The following is a 15,271-nucleotide window of genomic DNA, read 5'->3' on the forward strand; positions in this document are numbered from 1 at the left end:
AAACCAGGCCACGGTGTATGCTGTCGGCCACTTGTTCACGTCGGAGAAAGCAGATCAATGAACACCGAACAGAAGACCACAGAGCACGGCAACCTGCGCGACGCCTACTACCAGTGGCTGGCCAAGATCTACAGCCATCTGCTGGACGACGACGCTCGGTCGACCGATGCGATCATCGACGAAACCCCCCACGAACTGGCGCCGCACGAATACCATCCGGATCTCGTCGACAATTTGCGCATCGACATTGCCGCCGCACGAACCACCCTGCGTCAGGATCGGGAGGAATTCACCCGAGAATGGCGCAAGATCGAACAGGATCTGGCCGTCAAGCTGCTTTCCATCGCCGACAAGACCGATGTCGAACTGGCCGCCATGCGCGAGGAAACCGCGGATCGACATCACAAGTAAGAATTCGCCCTGAGTCCATAACGAAAAAGCCCCGCAACTGCGGGGCTTTTTGATTGCACGAGTCGTGTCTGTTCGATGTCCCTTGTTTTGTTCGTGTGTGATGCAGGTCACCGAGAAACCTACGGAGGGCTGCACAATGACAACGAGTTACTTGAAGCCCCTGTGCATCAACGTCTCGTCAACCCAGGCGCGGTCATTAGTTGCGTTGGGGCCAAACAGTAACATCAGAGATTGTTCTGTTCAGCCCAGTCTTTGAGTTGTTCGAGCACCCTCAGGGTAGAACGTCCGAAGTCGGTTATCCCATAGGCAACGGCAATTGGCCGCGTACTCAGTACCTTGCGTTCTATCAAGCCGATATCCTCCATTTCTTTCAGCCGCTGGTTCACCATCTTCTTGCTCGCTCCGCCAAGCTGTCGTGCTAGATCGTTAAAACGCACCGGTCCCTCCTGCAAGTGCCAGAGGATGGAACCCTTCCACTTGCCACCGATGACTCGCATCCCACGTTCTATGGGGCATGGTTCTGTACAAGTATTGATGACGGTCTTGCGTCCACTGTCCTGCACAGTAATTTTGGGCTTTTCATGAATCATGGTTACTAAAAGTATACTGATTGACTATGGTTCCCTAGCCTAACACCATATCCAACGGTTTACCGTTACTAGGGGAGCACAACCATGTCCAATTTCTTGATCATCAATGCTCATGAGTATTACCCCTTCGCCGAAGGCCGCCTTAACCAAACGCTGGTAGAGCTTGCTATCGAGCATCTGATCTCGAAGGGACACAGCATCAAAACCACGACCATGAAGGATGGTTATGAGATTGAAGCCGAACTCGAAAAGCATCAGTGGGCAGATGTGATTATCTTGCAGTCACCGGTCAACTGGATGGGCGTCCCCTGGCCCTTCAAAAAATACATGGACGAGATCTACACCGCAGGAATGGCGGGGCAGTTATGCAACGGAGATGGCCGCACGAGTGAGGCACCAAAGAAAAACTACGGCGCTGGCGGCACGCTGCAGGGTAAGCGTTACATGTTGTCACTGACTTTCAATGCACCAGCCGAGGCTTTCAATGATCCAAACGAGTATTTGTTTCAGGGCAAGTCGGTGGATGATTTGTTTTTCCCAATGCATATGAATTTTCGGTTCTTCGGGATGGAGTCCCTAACCACTTTCGCCTGCTATGACGTGATGAAGAATCCGACCATCAAAGCGGACTTAGAACGCTTCCTTGAACATCTTCATCGCCACTTCTGATATAGGGGCTTACAATGACCAACAGCTATCAGGTTCACTGCGATTGTGGCGCGGTGAAAATGGAAATGACGGGCATGCCGAACGTCCAAGCCTATTGCCATTGTGAAGACTGTCGCATGTTGCTGGATGTTCCCTATCACTCCATTACGGCCTGGGACAGGGATCAAGTTGTGATCAAGGCGGGCGAAGACATGTTGGTGGAATATAAGCGTCCGGACCGCGAAATGACGCGTGTGTTTTGCCGCCTCTGTGGTGAGACGCTCTACAACACCAATGTGATGGGTTGGCGCTTGGTTTCGCAACTATTGATCCGCAAGTGCAACGAGTTTGTCGTTCCGGAGGAACTCCGCCCAACCGCGCACTTTTACTACAACGAACGCGTCATGAATATCGACGACGCCCTACCGAAGAAGTGAATAGCTCACTAGGCAGCATGAAACCTTTGGTAATGATGAGTTTATAAAATCACATAGGAAACTGATATAAAAGGATTTATTTAACAACACCGAATGTCCACGAATAGGAAAGCCCCGCTTACTAATTGCGGGGCTTTCGCATTCGTCACTTCCGTCCCGAGAACGGGACGAATGTCAGGATTACTTGGCGTCGGCGTAGCGCTGCGCGACGGCATCCCAGCTGATGACGTCCCAGATCGCCTTGAGGTAATCCGGACGGCGGTTCTGGTAACGCAGGTAGTAGGCGTGTTCCCACACGTCGATGCCCAGGATCGGAGTGCCCTTCACTTCCGCGATATCCATGACCGGGTTGTCCTGGTTCGGGGTGGAGCAGACGGCCAACTTGCCTTCCGGGGTCACGACGAGCCAGGCCCAACCGGAACCGAAGCGGGTAGCGCCGGCGGTATTCACCTGATCGCGGAATGCGGAGAAGGAACCGAAGGTGCTCGCGATGTCATCCGCCAGCGCGCCCGTCGGCTCGCCACCGCCGTTGGGCGACAGGATGGACCAGAACAGGGTGTGGTTGAAGTGACCGCCGCCGTTGTTGCGGACGGCAGGCGTCAGCTTGGAGACGTTGGCCATGATGTCCTCGATGGGCTTGTCGTCCCATTCGGTACCGGCAATGGCGTTGTTGCAGTTGGTCACATAAGCGCCATGGTGCTTCGAGTAGTGAATCTCCATGGTCTGCGCATCGATGGATTTATCCAGTGCGCCATAGTCGTAGCTCAGTTCCGGCAGTTGGAAAGCCATATCTCGTACTCCTTGAATTCGGGTTTTCGGGGGATCAAAACAACGTTTGAACACGTCGGCTGAATTTATAGCACATCCCTGCTTCCCTTTCAGAAGCGATACGAAGGGCAACACTGCACTTGCCCGCTTTACCGGGCAGGGTTTCGGTGTATATTCGCGGAGTTTCCCTTCTTGTCAAACGTTCAAGAAACCCGGGGGTTCCATATGGTTATCGACACCTTCCGCATCGCCCGCAAATCCGATGCCGACGTGCTGGCAAACCTCGTCAACGGGGCCTACCGGCCTCAAACCGGCGAAGCGGGCTGGACCCACGAAGCCCATCTGGTGACCGGAAAACGCACGCATATCGGCCATATCACGCAGTTGCTGAACCGCCCGGACGCCGTGATCCTCGTCGGTCTTGCCAGCTCGGAAATCGTAGCCTGTGCCCTGGTGGAGAAGACCGGAGCATCCAGTCACATCGGCATGCTGGCCGTCCATCCGAAGCGTCAGGGCTTGGGCTTGGGCAAACAGATGCTGGCTCACGCCGAAAAATACGCGCACACCTTCTTCGGCGCCGAAACGTACGTCTTGCAGGTGATTTCGGCTCGGCCCGAACTGATCGCCTTCTACCAGCGGCAGGGCTATGCCCCCACCGGGGAGACCCGGGCCTTTCCCCATTCGGCCGATGTGGGCGAACCGATCGCGCCGGATCTCGGCATCCTGATCATGGAAAAATCCGCCTCGACTCCCTCCAAATCATCAGGCGCCCAAACCACCGCCCACCAGGACATGAGCGCGATTACCTGACACAGACCAACCGCCCGATCTCACCCCACAGACCGAAAACCCAACCACGACCAAAGATATTTACTCATGCAAATCAATAGCATGAGAAATATATTCCCACACATAAATACTGGTATTGATCGGCCAACGATGTTAGAAAGTAGACGTCGGTCAGGAATTCGGACAACAAGATACTCAGGGATTTCCCGGTTGTTTACGCGTGTTGCAACCACCTGCCGCGCACTGTGCAGACAGACAAAAACAAGACAATAACGAAACAACATAGGAACCGATCCCACGGGCATAACCAGGCCCGAAACGAACAGGAGCAAGCAATGGGACTATTCGACAGCATCGCGAACCAAGCCGCCAACGCGCTTTCCGGACAGGGAAACGCCGGCACAACCACCATGTTCGACACGATCACCGCCCTGCTCGCCAATCCGGAGATCGGCGGTATTTCGGGACTGGTGGACGCGTTTCAGCAGCATGGACTCGGCAACATCATCGCATCCTGGGTTGGCGACGGGGAGAATCTTCCGATCTCCGGCTGCCAGCTGCTTTCCGTACTCGGCAACGCTCAAATGCAGCGTGTTGCCCGCAAGTTGGGCCTATCGGTCGACGAGGCATCCGACGCGGTTGCCGGTGCACTCCCCCAGGTGGTCGACAAGCTCAGTCCGAACGGTCAAATGCCCGATAGCGACATGCTCGCTCAGGGTCTTGCTCTGTTGGGTCGCCTAGGCCGCTAACCACGCCGCATGCCCTGTCGCGGGCCCGCGCAAGCGCAAGGAAGATATTCGCTGCACATCAAGGATCAGCCCATGAATACGCCGCCCCGTCACCTGCCCTTCCCGATCTGGGTCATCCTGCTCGATTTCCTTGGCACGGGATTATTCGCTCTGGGTGCCTACCTCCTCTACCACCCCGAAACGACAGTCGTTCCTGCAAATTTTCGGTTCGCGTTCGATGGGCCGGCCTGGATGGCCATCGGATTTCTTCTGACACTGCCCTTGATCCTGCAGATCGTCCGAATTGCCAAGACGGCCAATCAGCGTCAGGATGCCGACAAACACGAACGCTCAGAACCAACCGTTCAATGAAGCCCTTGAATGAAGCCCTTGAATGAATCCCTTGAATGAACCCCTTGGCGGCTGTCAGAGGCAACGGTGACCATGTCCATGACTGAACTGACCACCTTTCTGGGGTGGTGCACCTTGATCAACACGGTCTTGCTGTTCGTGGCGTTTCTCATGTTGTCGTTGGCCAGAAAAAGGATCATGACCATCCATGCCCGAATTTTCCAGGTTCCCGAGGAAGCACTACCGGGTATCTACCTCGGTTTTCTTGGCAAGTACAAGCTCTTGATCGTCGTATTCAATCTCGTCCCCTATCTTGCTTTGCGGCTGATGGGGCACTGATCAGATCCGTATGACCAACCAACCGATCTCTGGGAGGCCGTTCATGCTTACCGGCAAAACTCATCCGCCTGCGCGAATATTCGCCCTGGTCATGGCCGCACTTGCGGTACTGCTCATCAACCCGGCCCAGGCCGAACAGAAATTCCCCGATGTGGTATCCGTGCAGACCCACGAGCGCGGTAACGACCGCTTCGATTTCGATGTCACGATTTCCTCGCCGTACGACACCCCGGCACGTTATGCCGACGGCATCCGTGCACTCGACGAACACGGCACGGTACTTGGGACACGAAAACTCTGGCACGACCATGCCGACGAGCAACCCTTCACGCGGGACATGTTCGGCGTACACATTCCCCCGGACATACACCGGGTGATCATTCAGGCCCGTGATCAACGGTACGGCTATGGTGGCAGAACGGTGACCGTGACGCTGCCGCGCCGATGACTCCACAACCACTGCGCACTGATCACAGGTCGCCGCAATAACCTTTTTCAGCCTCCGGATTTGATGTCGCTTAATAGTGAATCGGAGCACTCGATTGGTGCGATTGCCCCCACGGTCGAATCGATTGAACCACCCGACGCAAACCTCTCTCCCTTCCCGATCAAGACATTGCACAAAACCACAATAGCTGGCGCGCTTTTTGCTGCATTACAGATGCATGTTTAATGCTTATTAATAAAGCACGTCATTAACGTCTGAAGAGGGAAAGTCCATGGCATATCTAGCGCCGTCAGAATTCGTCACCAAGATGGTGGACGCAGGGGAATCCAAAGTATTCATGTCGACCCGCGACACCTTGATCCGGGCCTACATGGCCGGCGCCATTCTCGCGCTGGCGGCCGCTTTCGCGGTTACGGTTGCCGTACAGACCGGTTCGGCGATCCTCGGGGCGGTCCTGTTCCCCGTTGGCTTCTCGATACTCTACCTGATGGGTTTCGACCTCCTGACCGGGGTATTCGTCCTCACGCCCCTGGCCCTGATCGACAAACGCCCCGGCGTGACCATCGGGGGGGTACTGCGTAACTGGGGGCTCGTGTTCGTCGGCAACTTCGCCGGCGCCCTCACGGTGGCGCTGATGATGGCCATCGTGTTCACCTACGGCTTCTCGACCCCGCCCAATGCCGTCGGGGCGAAACTTGCCGGCATCGGGGAAGCCCGGACACTGGGTTACGAGGCACACGGCGCCAATGGCTGGCTCACCATCTTCGTTCGGGGCATGCTCTGCAACTGGATGGTTTCCCTGGGCGTCGTCGGCGCCATGATCTCCACCTCCGTGAGCGGCAAGGTCATCGCCATGTGGATGCCGATCATGCTGTTCTTCGCGATGGGCTTCGAACACTCCGTGGTCAACATGTTCCTGTTCCCGACCGCGCTGATCATGGGCGGCCACTTCACCGTCATGGACTACCTGCTGTGGAACGAACTGCCGACCGCACTGGGCAACCTGATCGGCGGTCTCGCCCTGACCGGCCTGACCCTGTACTCCACCCACGTGCTGACCCTGCCCAAGCGCAACATCTGATTCCGACGCAGCTTTCCGCACCCTAGGATAACGCTAGGATACCCACGGCCTGACGCGCATCAGGCCGTGGCTTTTTCCGGAACCTCCGATTAATGTTGTCCCGAACGGATCGTTTCGACAGGGACAATATCAATCGAAGATCCCCGAATGGCCGCAAAAATAGACGAGGGATATGTCGAACACACTGAAAATATCGGCCGGACAGTACAGCGACAAGGGCCGCAAGGACATCAACCAGGACTTTCACGGTCTCGTTGTCCCCAAGGAACCGCTGCTCGGTGCCAAGGGCATCGCCCTGGCGCTGGCAGACGGCATCAGCAGCAGTCAGGTCAGCCAAATCGCCAGTCAGGCTGCTGTCCGCGGCTTTCTGGCCGATTACTACAGCACGTCCGAAGCCTGGTCGGTCAAAACCTCGGCCGAGCGCGTACTGATCGCCACCAACGCCTGGCTGCATGCTCAGACGCAACAAAGCCCGCACCGCTACGACAAGGACCGAGGCTATGTCTGCACGCTGAGCGCACTCATCCTCAAGTCCACGACAGCGCACCTCTTCCACATCGGCGATACGCGCATCTATCGCATCAACGGCGATAACCTCGAACAGCTCACGCAAGACCATCGCATCCAGATCTCTGCGGAGAAAAGCTATCTGAGTCAGGCCATGGGTGTCGATCCGCAGCTCAAATTCGACTATCTGTCGCTGCCGGCCGAGGTGGGTGACGTGTTCGTGCTGGCAACCGATGGCGTGTACGAGCATCTCGACGCCAGAACGATCGTCCAGACCATCCGGCAGGCGGTCGACTCATCGCACGAACAGAGGACCGGCGAGCCGGATGGGAACCTGGACACGGTCGCTCAGAACCTTGTCGAACAGGCGCTGGCCCATGGCAGCACGGACAACCTCACCCTGCAAATCGTGCGGATCGACGCCCTTCCCCCGCCGGAAGCAAACGAGTTCTTCCAGAAGCTGGTTCAGCTGCCGCTACCGCCGAAACTGGAGCCCCGGACCGTCTTCGACGGTTACCAGATCGTCCGGGCACTGCACAACAGTCATCGCAGCCATGTGTATCTCGCCGTGGATACCGAAACGGACGAACGGGTCGTGATCAAGACCCCGGCTGTGGATCTACGGGAAGACCAGGCCTATCTCGAAAGCTTCCTGATGGCCGAATGGGTGGCCCGACGCATCGACAATGCCCATGTACTCAAGCCGGCCGCGCACCATCGCCCGCGCAGCGCTCTGTACGTCGTCACCGAATACATCGAGGGCCAGACGCTGGCGCAGTGGCTGATCGACCACCCCAAACCAAATCTGGACAGCGTCCGCGACATCGTCGAACAAATCGCCAAAGGGCTTCAGGCTTTCCACCGGCTGGAAATGGTCCATCGCGATCTCAAGCCCGGGAACTTCATAATCGATGGCACCGGCACCGTGAAAATCATCGATTTCGGCACCACCAGCGTGGCCGGTCTTCAGGAGATCGCCTCCCCCATTGCCCATTCGCACCTACAGGGTGAGGTGCAATATGCCGCCCCGGAATACCTGCTGGGAGAACCCGGCACGGCCCGCTCGGATATCTTCTCCCTCGGCGTCATCGCCTACGAAATGCTTTCCGGCGGCAAGCTACCCTATGGCGCCCAAGCCGCACGTGCCAATACGCGCGGGGCACAGCGGCGACTCAAATATCGGTCGCTACGAATCGATACGCCGGCCGTACCGCTCTGGATCGACGAAGCCATCCGCAAGGCCGTGCACCCCAACCCGCTCGAACGCTATGAAGTGCTGTCCGAATTCATGCACGATCTACGCACCCCCAACCGCAATTTCCTGATCCGGACCCGCCCCCCACTCATGGAGCGGAATCCGGTCCTGTTCTGGAAAGGCGTCTCCTTGATCCTGGCCGCACTCGTGGCCATTCTGCTCATCAAATATGTCGTCTGACTAACCAATATCCCGTTAATCATAAACAGGCATTTAAAATGCATATATCCATAATTTCTCTTGGATAACAAAGAATTAATTTTATTGTCGACTCATGGACAGACGAATACCCCTGTGCCATGCTCAGTTTTCGTGCGGTGCCAGATCGCCCAGTGCTCTGCCGAAACGGCAACCTATCTTGAGCGATCCACCGATCGCTCAACACAGGTCATCCCGACCCCGCAGCATGAAAGGAGTCTTTTATGGAAACGAACAAAAAGTTCAACCGGATGTTAATCAGAATGGACAGCAACAACACGGTCATCGCCCATGTCGAAGGATCCCGTCAGGGCATCATTCTGCATGACCTGGAAGTCATCAAGGGCAAACGACCCAACTCCGAGTTGGTTGTGGGAAAGACCTTCAAGGACACCACGACATTGCGTCAGGCGGTCATCAATCAGATGGCGCGCCACACAATGAGCCGAACTTAGTCCAAGACACCAGGCAGCCATCCGGCCACTGCCACCGAGTCGCCCCCATGCCGAGGTCTGGGCGACCCGGTTCACCCACGGCACTGCGATCTCCGGATACCGAGCCCATAGCGCCATCCGGTGCCCGACATAACGCCAACACACGCAATCCCAGCATTTGGCAACGTCCGATCCCTCCCATATGCGATGACTTCCCCCGCATGTCCCTGGCGACAAGCCCGATGCACATCCATGGAACGGATCTATTTCACTATTTGCTGATATTCAAAAATAAGACGGCCTGATATGCGCCATGGAAATTCGAATTTCTCAGGTTGTGGTAATTAGCTAACTATGTGCGCCGCTATTTAGTCACCAAGGAGCATTTCATGAAACGTCGTACTTTCCTCGCCAGCCTGATCGGGTTGGGCACCATCGCTGCCACCACATCCGCACAGGCCACTATCAAGGGGCATCATCTGAAACACGTGGTCTATGAAATCGACGAGAAGGATCTCGATCGTGAAAAGGCGGTCTTGCGCAATGTGCGCAACAACCTCAACGCCAGTGGCCCCAAGAACATGCATCTGGAGGTCGTGATCCACGGCGGCGGCATTCATCTGCTGGAACGCGCGCGGACCGATCAGGATCTGCAGGCCACCATCGACACACTGAAACTGGACGGCGTCCTGTTCCGCGTCTGCCACAACACGCTGGTTTCCAACAAGCTCGACTACAAGAAGGATCTGTACGACGTGCATGCCAAGGACATCGTACCCTCCGGCGTCGCCTATCTCGTCGATCGGCAACTTCAGGGCTGGGCGTACATGCATCCCTGATCGACGGCAAAGCACCGCAGTTCAATCGAGCGACTTGGCTTTTACCAGCTACTCGGGTGACACTCATGGAACGAGACCGACTCGGCAGGATGCCCCGACGACAGTCTTGAAGACAGCAGGCCGAAAGGCCCGTCCAGACCAGGCTAGAACGCCAGATCTGCCTCGACGGCACTGAGGCCCGCCTTGGCACAGATGTCATCATTTTCACCACCCGGTGCGCCCGATACGCCGATCGCGCCGACCATCTGACCCGATGCGTCGATGGGCAGCCCCCCTCCGATCATGACGACACCCGGTATCGACAGGATGCCCTTCTCCGGCGCATCCGCTTTGGTGACGCGTGCGGCAACGGCACGGGTCGGTTGACGCCAGCTGGCGGCTGTACGTGCCTTGCCGGTCGCCTCGTCAACGGTATGCCACCCGGCATAACGACTCCGTAACAGCACGATTGGCAATCCGGAGAGATCCGTCGCCAAGACGCTCACCGGCCAACCGCGCTGCTCGCACTCGGTCTTGGCAGCTTCGGCAGCCTTGAGGGCGACCGCGTCACCGATCACCTTCTGGGACCAGGTTGCCGGTGCTTCCTCGGCACGCACGGCGGATACGCCGATAAATGCCGCGGCCAATACGGCCCTGTTCATCTTGATGTTCATCGGGTTTCTCCTCGACAGGCAGTTGCCCAACTACGCAGTTCAGATCAATCCGCCCCCCACGGTGCCATGAAGGCCGCCCGGCCCCTATACTGGGCGGACAAAATTCAGTCCTCTCCCTATCCGAGGGCTTCTCACCTAGGCTGTACCGATGAAATCCTGGAAAAGACTCGCCACCACCACCCTCGTCCACGACCGTTGGCTGCATCTGACTGCCGATCGCTGCGAACCGCCCTCGGGGCATGTCGTCGAACCGTTCTACGTGATGCACCAGCCGGATTTCGTACATATATTTGCGGAAAATGCGGCCGGTGAAATCCTCGTGGTGCGCCAGTACCGCTATGCCGTGGCCGACGTCTGCGTAGAGCTGCCCGGCGGCATCATCGATTCGGGCGAAGAACCGCTGGTGGCCGCCCGCCGCGAACTGCTCGAAGAAACCGGCCACGTCGCGGACGACTGGACCTATGTCGGCTGGATGTATGCGAGCCCACTTAGACAGACGAGCCGGATCCATCTATTCCGCGCCCGGGAACTCGCGGTACAGCAGGCGCAATCCCTGGACGAATCGGAGGACATCGAATTTCACTTCATGTCCCCAACGGAAATCGAACGGGCCATGCACAGCGGACAATTCACCCATGTGCACCACGTCGCCTCGTACTATCGGGCCCGGGCACATCGCGAGTCGCCATCGACCGCAGGCTGATCGGACGTGCATCATCCCCTAGCCGATCGCTTGAAACGCACTGCCCTGTCCCCATCAAGAAGTTAGATCGGTTCTCGGCCAACCGCCGTAGCGATCAGGGACCGGGATAACGGGACCGATGACTCCACCCACCACCATTCATACTGAAGCGCGCATTACCCAATTGATCAATGCCCGTAGCCAGGAGGAAGGAATATGCGTGAACGTTTCGGCCGGGAACCCAATATCAATCGTCAGGCGCTCGCCCTATGGATGCCGCTGAGCCTGGCCGTCGCGGCACTACTGCTCTGGCTCGGGATGCAGACCCCACCGCCCGATGGCGCTGCCAGCGTACAGTCCATCCCGACCTCCTCCGAGATCGGCGCCCTGGCCTACACCTACCTGCTGTCCTGGGCGGCCTTTGGCTATGCCGCATCGATCTCCACGCCCCACGACACCATGACGCGCAACCTCTTCGCGCTGACCCTGGTGCTTCCGGTTTCAGCCACGGCGGCACTGAATCACGACCTGCCAATCACCGCACTGCTGGCTGCCCTCGGTTGGCTGATCGTTCTGGCAGTCACCGCACTGCGGCTCGGGAAGCGGGAACCCCTGGCCGGCCTGATGCTTCTGCCCCTGATCGGCAGCGCCGGAGCCGGCATTCTGCTGCCGGTAATCTACTGGGCCATCCGCTGATCTCCGACCGATCGTCAGGCGCCAGCAATGCCCGCTCATGGCCCAGAAATCGGGGCAACCATTCGGCGAAGACGCCAGCAATTACCAAAAACAATCAGGCCGTTAGAGAGATTCAATTGGCTTGCACCCCGGTTGAGGGGCTATACCTGTATGGCCCGCGAAGAGGCACGCCCGGATAACCGTGAGGAGTAACGTCATGTCTGAAAGCAAATGCCCGTTCCATCACACCGCCGGCGGCGGCACGTCCAATCAGGACTGGTGGCCCAATCGGCTCAACCTGGACATCCTGCGCCAGCATTCGTCCAAATCCGACCCCATGGGAACGGACTTCGACTATGCAGCAGCATTCAAGAGCCTCGATCTCGCGGCGGTGAAGAAGGACCTGCGGGAACTGATGACCGATTCGCAGGACTGGTGGCCCGCCGATTACGGCCACTACGGTCCGTTCTTCATCCGCATGGCCTGGCACAGCGCGGGCACCTACCGCACCGGCGACGGTCGCGGCGGCGCCGGTCACGGCAACCAGCGATTCGCGCCGCTCAACAGCTGGCCGGACAACGTGAATCTCGACAAGGCACGGCGCCTGCTCTGGCCCATCAAGCAGAAATACGGCCGGAAGATCAGTTGGGCCGATCTGATCGTCCTCACCGGAAACGTCGCCCTCGAATCCATGGGCTTCAAGACCTTCGGTTTCGCCGGGGGACGCGAAGACATCTGGGAACCGGAGAAGGACGTCTACTGGGGCAACGAGGACGAATGGCTCGCAACCAGCGACACACCGAAAAGCCGGTACAGCGGCGAACGCGACCTCGAAGATCCCCTGGCCGCCGTGCAGATGGGCCTGATCTACGTGAACCCGGAAGGCCCGGACGGCAAGCCCGACCCGATCGCCTCCGGTCGCGACGTCCGCGAAACCTTCGCGCGGATGGCGATGAACGATTACGAAACGGTCGCCCTCACCGCCGGCGGCCACACCTTCGGCAAATGCCATGGCGCGGGCGACGCGGCGCTGGTCGGGCCGGAACCCGAAGCCGCCCCCATCGCGCAACAGGGTCTGGGCTGGTTGAGCAGCTACAAGAGCGGCAAGGGCGGCGACCAGATCGGCAGCGGGCTCGAAGGCGCCTGGACGCCCACGCCGACGCAGTGGGACATGACGTATCTGGAAATGCTGTTCGACAATGAGTGGGAACTGACGAAAAGCCCCGCCGGCGCCTGGCAGTGGACGCCGAAGGAAACCACCGACGGCAATCAGGCGCCCGCGGCGGAAGATCCGTCGCAGAAACGCCCCATCATCATGACCACGGCCGACATGTCGATGCGGATGGACCCGATCTACGGTCCGATCGCCCAGCATTTCCGAGAGAACCCCGAAGAATTCGCCGATGCCTTCGCCCGGGCATGGTTCAAGCTGACCCACCGCGACATGGGGCCGAAATCCCGTTATCTCGGCCCCGAAGTGCCGCAGGAGGATCTGCTCTGGCAGGATCCCATTCCGGCCGTCGATCACCCGCTCGTCAACGATGGCGACATCGCCGCTCTCAAGGCCAGGATCCTCGGAGCCGGACTGAGCGTCTCGGAACTCGTCGCCACGGCCTGGGCCTCGGCATCGACCTTCCGGGGCTCCGACAAGCGCGGCGGCGCCAACGGCGCACGCATTCGCCTCGCGCCGCAGAAGGATTGGCCGGCCAATCAACCGGAACGACTGGCCCGGGTACTCGCCACGCTCGAAGCCATCCAGCGCGACTTCAACGACGGCGGCCAGCGCGTATCGCTGGCCGACCTCATCGTGCTAGCCGGCTGCGCCGGCGTCGAGGAAGCCGCCCGCAAGGCCGGACACGCCATCCGAGTGCCCTTCGAACCGGGACGCATGGACGCCACGCAGGAACAGACCGACGTGGCGGCCTTCGACGTGCTGGAACCGATCGCCGACGGCTTCCGCAACTTCCAGAAAGCGAAATACAGCGTCTCCGCCGAGGAACTGCTGATCGACAAGGCACAGCTCCTGACCCTCACGCCGCCGGAAATGACGGTGCTCGTCGGCGGCCTGCGCGCCTTGAACGCCAACACCGGCCAAACCCGCCACGGCGTCTTCACCGATCGTCCCGAAGCACTGACCAACGACTTCTTCGTGAACCTGCTGGACATGCGCACGGTCTGGAACGCGACCTCATCCGACGAGGATCTTTTCGAGGGTCGCGACCGCGTCACGGGACAGGCGAAATGGACGGCCACGCGGGTCGATCTCGTGTTCGGCTCGAACAGCGAACTGCGCGCGCTGGCCGAGGTCTATGCGACGGCGGACGCCGAGACGAAATTCGTCCAGGACTTCGTCGCCGCCTGGACCAAGGTGATGAATCTGGACCGGTTCGATCTCAACTGATTGGTGGCGGCGTCTCACGCGTTCACGAACGCCACGAGATCGGTAAGGGTTTTCCCGCTTCCGTCGGGCAAAGCCCCAAGTTTCTCGGCAGGAAGGCCAAGACGGTTGACCCAATAGGTCGGGTACCCGAACGATTTGGCCCCTGCCGCATCCCATCCGGCAAAGGCAACGAACAGGATTGCCTCGCGCGGTAACTTGAAGGCGTCCATCGCCATCTGATAAGCACGCGGATCAGGCTTGAAGGAGCGAATGGCATCCGTGCTCAGCACCTTATCGAAAACCCCCATCAATCCCGCATTGTTGATCCCCGCATCGAGTATTTTGGGCGTGGCATTGGATAAGAGTGCCAGCTTAAATCCCATGCGTTTCAGTTCTCTCAAGGCCGGGGGTGCATCGGACCAGGCATTCAGTTCCAGATAGGCATTCATCAGCTTGCTGCGTTTCTCCGGCGTCAGGTCAAGATTCAGTAGTTCTGCCGCAAAAACCAAAGCGTCATCCGTGGCTTGCCAGAAATTTACATAACGCCCGTAGATGACACGCAACCACTGGTATTCGAATTGTCGAGTACGCCAGGCATTACTCAATGCAGCGCCCTTGCCCGGAAAAAGCTGTTCCGCCAGCGCAAACACGGGACGGGGATCAAAAACGGGGAAGGCATCGAAGGCTATAGCCTTGATTCTGGCGTTTGCTCCGGCCTGCGCCAGCGGCATGGCGGTTAAAACGCCCGACGCAATACCTGCAGCGGCCAGACTGAGAAACGCGCGACGATCGAATGGCAGCATGACTGACTCCTTATAGAAATAGTGAACCGGGCCGTGCAAAGAATCGACAGGCGCATGTCCGCACCTGTACGACAAAGACGACATATGGCATAAAAATATTCCTTCATTACATTAAGTTATCGACGGATAAGCGCGATCAAGCCGCTCCTCGAACCAAAGCCAAAACCGGCATGGGGAAATCGAGCCGCAAACACCCTTGACCCTAATGTCTACTTTAAGGTTTACACTCGACCCACGATGGGTAAACCCCGATCC

19 protein-coding genes are annotated in these 15,271 nt (G+C 58.3%); 15 read left to right on the forward strand and 4 right to left on the reverse strand.

Translation table 11 applies throughout. The features are described 5' to 3' along the window. The first annotated feature begins 57 nt into the window (after window positions 1-57). Window positions 58-411, forward strand: a complete 354-nt coding sequence (locus A9404_RS03490) for a hypothetical protein (RefSeq protein WP_066098706.1) — start codon at window positions 58-60, stop codon at window positions 409-411. 224 nt (window positions 412-635) lie between these two features. Here A9404_RS03490 and A9404_RS03495 read toward each other — a convergent pair whose 3' ends face one another. After that, window positions 636-1,001, reverse strand: coding sequence for a winged helix-turn-helix transcriptional regulator (locus tag A9404_RS03495; RefSeq protein WP_066098708.1), 366 nt, complete (start codon window positions 999-1,001; stop codon window positions 636-638). An 84-nt stretch (window positions 1,002-1,085) separates the two neighbouring features. On the opposite strand from A9404_RS03495, the gene A9404_RS03500 reads away from it, so the two are divergent. Continuing rightward, on the forward strand, window positions 1,086-1,670 hold the full coding sequence (locus A9404_RS03500; protein ID WP_066098711.1) for an NAD(P)H-dependent oxidoreductase: 585 nt from the start codon (window positions 1,086-1,088) through the stop codon (window positions 1,668-1,670). A 14-nt stretch (window positions 1,671-1,684) separates the two neighbouring features. Next, the gene (locus A9404_RS03505) at window positions 1,685-2,086 is read left to right on the forward strand and encodes a GFA family protein (RefSeq protein WP_066098713.1); all 402 of its coding nucleotides are present in this window, start codon (window positions 1,685-1,687) and stop codon (window positions 2,084-2,086) included. A 180-nt stretch (window positions 2,087-2,266) separates the two neighbouring features. Here the strand turns inward: A9404_RS03505 and A9404_RS03510 are convergent, their stop codons facing one another. Beyond that, on the reverse strand, window positions 2,267-2,875 hold the full coding sequence (locus A9404_RS03510) for a superoxide dismutase (RefSeq protein ID WP_066098715.1): 609 nt from the start codon (window positions 2,873-2,875) through the stop codon (window positions 2,267-2,269). A gap of 171 nt (window positions 2,876-3,046) precedes the next feature. On the opposite strand from A9404_RS03510, the gene A9404_RS03515 reads away from it, so the two are divergent. The 9 genes from A9404_RS03515 (at window position 3,047) to A9404_RS03555 (ending at window position 9,823) form a co-directional block, all read left to right on the forward strand. After that, window positions 3,047-3,664, forward strand: coding sequence for a GNAT family N-acetyltransferase (locus A9404_RS03515; RefSeq protein ID WP_156521219.1), 618 nt, complete (start codon window positions 3,047-3,049; stop codon window positions 3,662-3,664). 314 nt (window positions 3,665-3,978) lie between these two features. Then, a complete protein-coding gene (locus A9404_RS03520; protein ID WP_066098720.1) occupies window positions 3,979-4,392 on the forward strand; it encodes a YidB family protein in 414 nt (137 codons plus the stop codon). Window positions 4,393-4,464: 72 nt separating this feature from the next. Beyond that, a complete protein-coding gene (locus A9404_RS03525; protein ID WP_066098723.1) occupies window positions 4,465-4,743 on the forward strand; it encodes a hypothetical protein in 279 nt (92 codons plus the stop codon). 78 nt (window positions 4,744-4,821) lie between these two features. Then, window positions 4,822-5,061, forward strand: coding sequence for a DUF6868 family protein (locus A9404_RS03530; protein WP_156521220.1), 240 nt, complete (start codon window positions 4,822-4,824; stop codon window positions 5,059-5,061). Between the two features lie 43 nt (window positions 5,062-5,104). Next, on the forward strand, window positions 5,105-5,509 hold the full coding sequence (locus A9404_RS03535) for a hypothetical protein (RefSeq protein ID WP_066098727.1): 405 nt from the start codon (window positions 5,105-5,107) through the stop codon (window positions 5,507-5,509). 271 nt (window positions 5,510-5,780) lie between these two features. Then, window positions 5,781-6,590, forward strand: coding sequence for a formate/nitrite transporter family protein (locus A9404_RS03540; RefSeq protein WP_066098729.1), 810 nt, complete (start codon window positions 5,781-5,783; stop codon window positions 6,588-6,590). Window positions 6,591-6,762: 172 nt separating this feature from the next. Further along, entirely contained in the window at window positions 6,763-8,532 is a 1,770-nt protein-coding gene (locus tag A9404_RS03545) for a bifunctional protein-serine/threonine kinase/phosphatase (protein WP_066098732.1), read from the forward strand. 242 nt (window positions 8,533-8,774) lie between these two features. Then, window positions 8,775-9,005 (forward strand): hypothetical protein, encoded by a 231-nt coding sequence (locus tag A9404_RS03550; RefSeq protein ID WP_066098733.1) that lies wholly within the window; start codon window positions 8,775-8,777, stop codon window positions 9,003-9,005. Between the two features lie 368 nt (window positions 9,006-9,373). Next, complete coding sequence (locus A9404_RS03555; RefSeq protein ID WP_066098735.1) at window positions 9,374-9,823, forward strand: DsrE family protein; 450 nt, start codon at window positions 9,374-9,376, stop codon at window positions 9,821-9,823. 143 nt (window positions 9,824-9,966) lie between these two features. Here A9404_RS03555 and A9404_RS03560 read toward each other — a convergent pair whose 3' ends face one another. Then, window positions 9,967-10,476, reverse strand: a complete 510-nt coding sequence (locus A9404_RS03560) for a GlcG/HbpS family heme-binding protein (protein WP_197490420.1) — start codon at window positions 10,474-10,476, stop codon at window positions 9,967-9,969. A 148-nt stretch (window positions 10,477-10,624) separates the two neighbouring features. Between A9404_RS03560 and A9404_RS03565 the strand changes: the two genes are divergently transcribed. From A9404_RS03565 to katG, 3 genes are all read left to right on the forward strand, one after another. After that, window positions 10,625-11,179 carry an NUDIX hydrolase gene (locus tag A9404_RS03565; protein ID WP_066098737.1) on the forward strand — a complete coding sequence of 185 codons (555 nt, stop codon included), beginning with the start codon at window positions 10,625-10,627 and terminating at the stop codon, window positions 11,177-11,179. A 195-nt stretch (window positions 11,180-11,374) separates the two neighbouring features. Beyond that, on the forward strand, window positions 11,375-11,854 hold the full coding sequence (locus A9404_RS03570) for a hypothetical protein (protein WP_066098739.1): 480 nt from the start codon (window positions 11,375-11,377) through the stop codon (window positions 11,852-11,854). 196 nt (window positions 11,855-12,050) lie between these two features. Beyond that, window positions 12,051-14,234 (forward strand): catalase/peroxidase HPI, encoded by a 2,184-nt coding sequence (katG, locus tag A9404_RS03575; protein ID WP_066098741.1) that lies wholly within the window; start codon window positions 12,051-12,053, stop codon window positions 14,232-14,234. A gap of 14 nt (window positions 14,235-14,248) precedes the next feature. Here katG and A9404_RS03580 read toward each other — a convergent pair whose 3' ends face one another. Continuing rightward, on the reverse strand, window positions 14,249-15,100 hold the full coding sequence (locus A9404_RS03580) for a haloacid dehalogenase type II (RefSeq protein WP_197490421.1): 852 nt from the start codon (window positions 15,098-15,100) through the stop codon (window positions 14,249-14,251). Window positions 15,101-15,271: the final 171 nt, after the last annotated feature.

This window comes from Halothiobacillus diazotrophicus (genome assembly GCF_001663815.1).
Taxonomy (GTDB): domain Bacteria; phylum Pseudomonadota; class Gammaproteobacteria; order Halothiobacillales; family Halothiobacillaceae; genus Halothiobacillus; species Halothiobacillus diazotrophicus.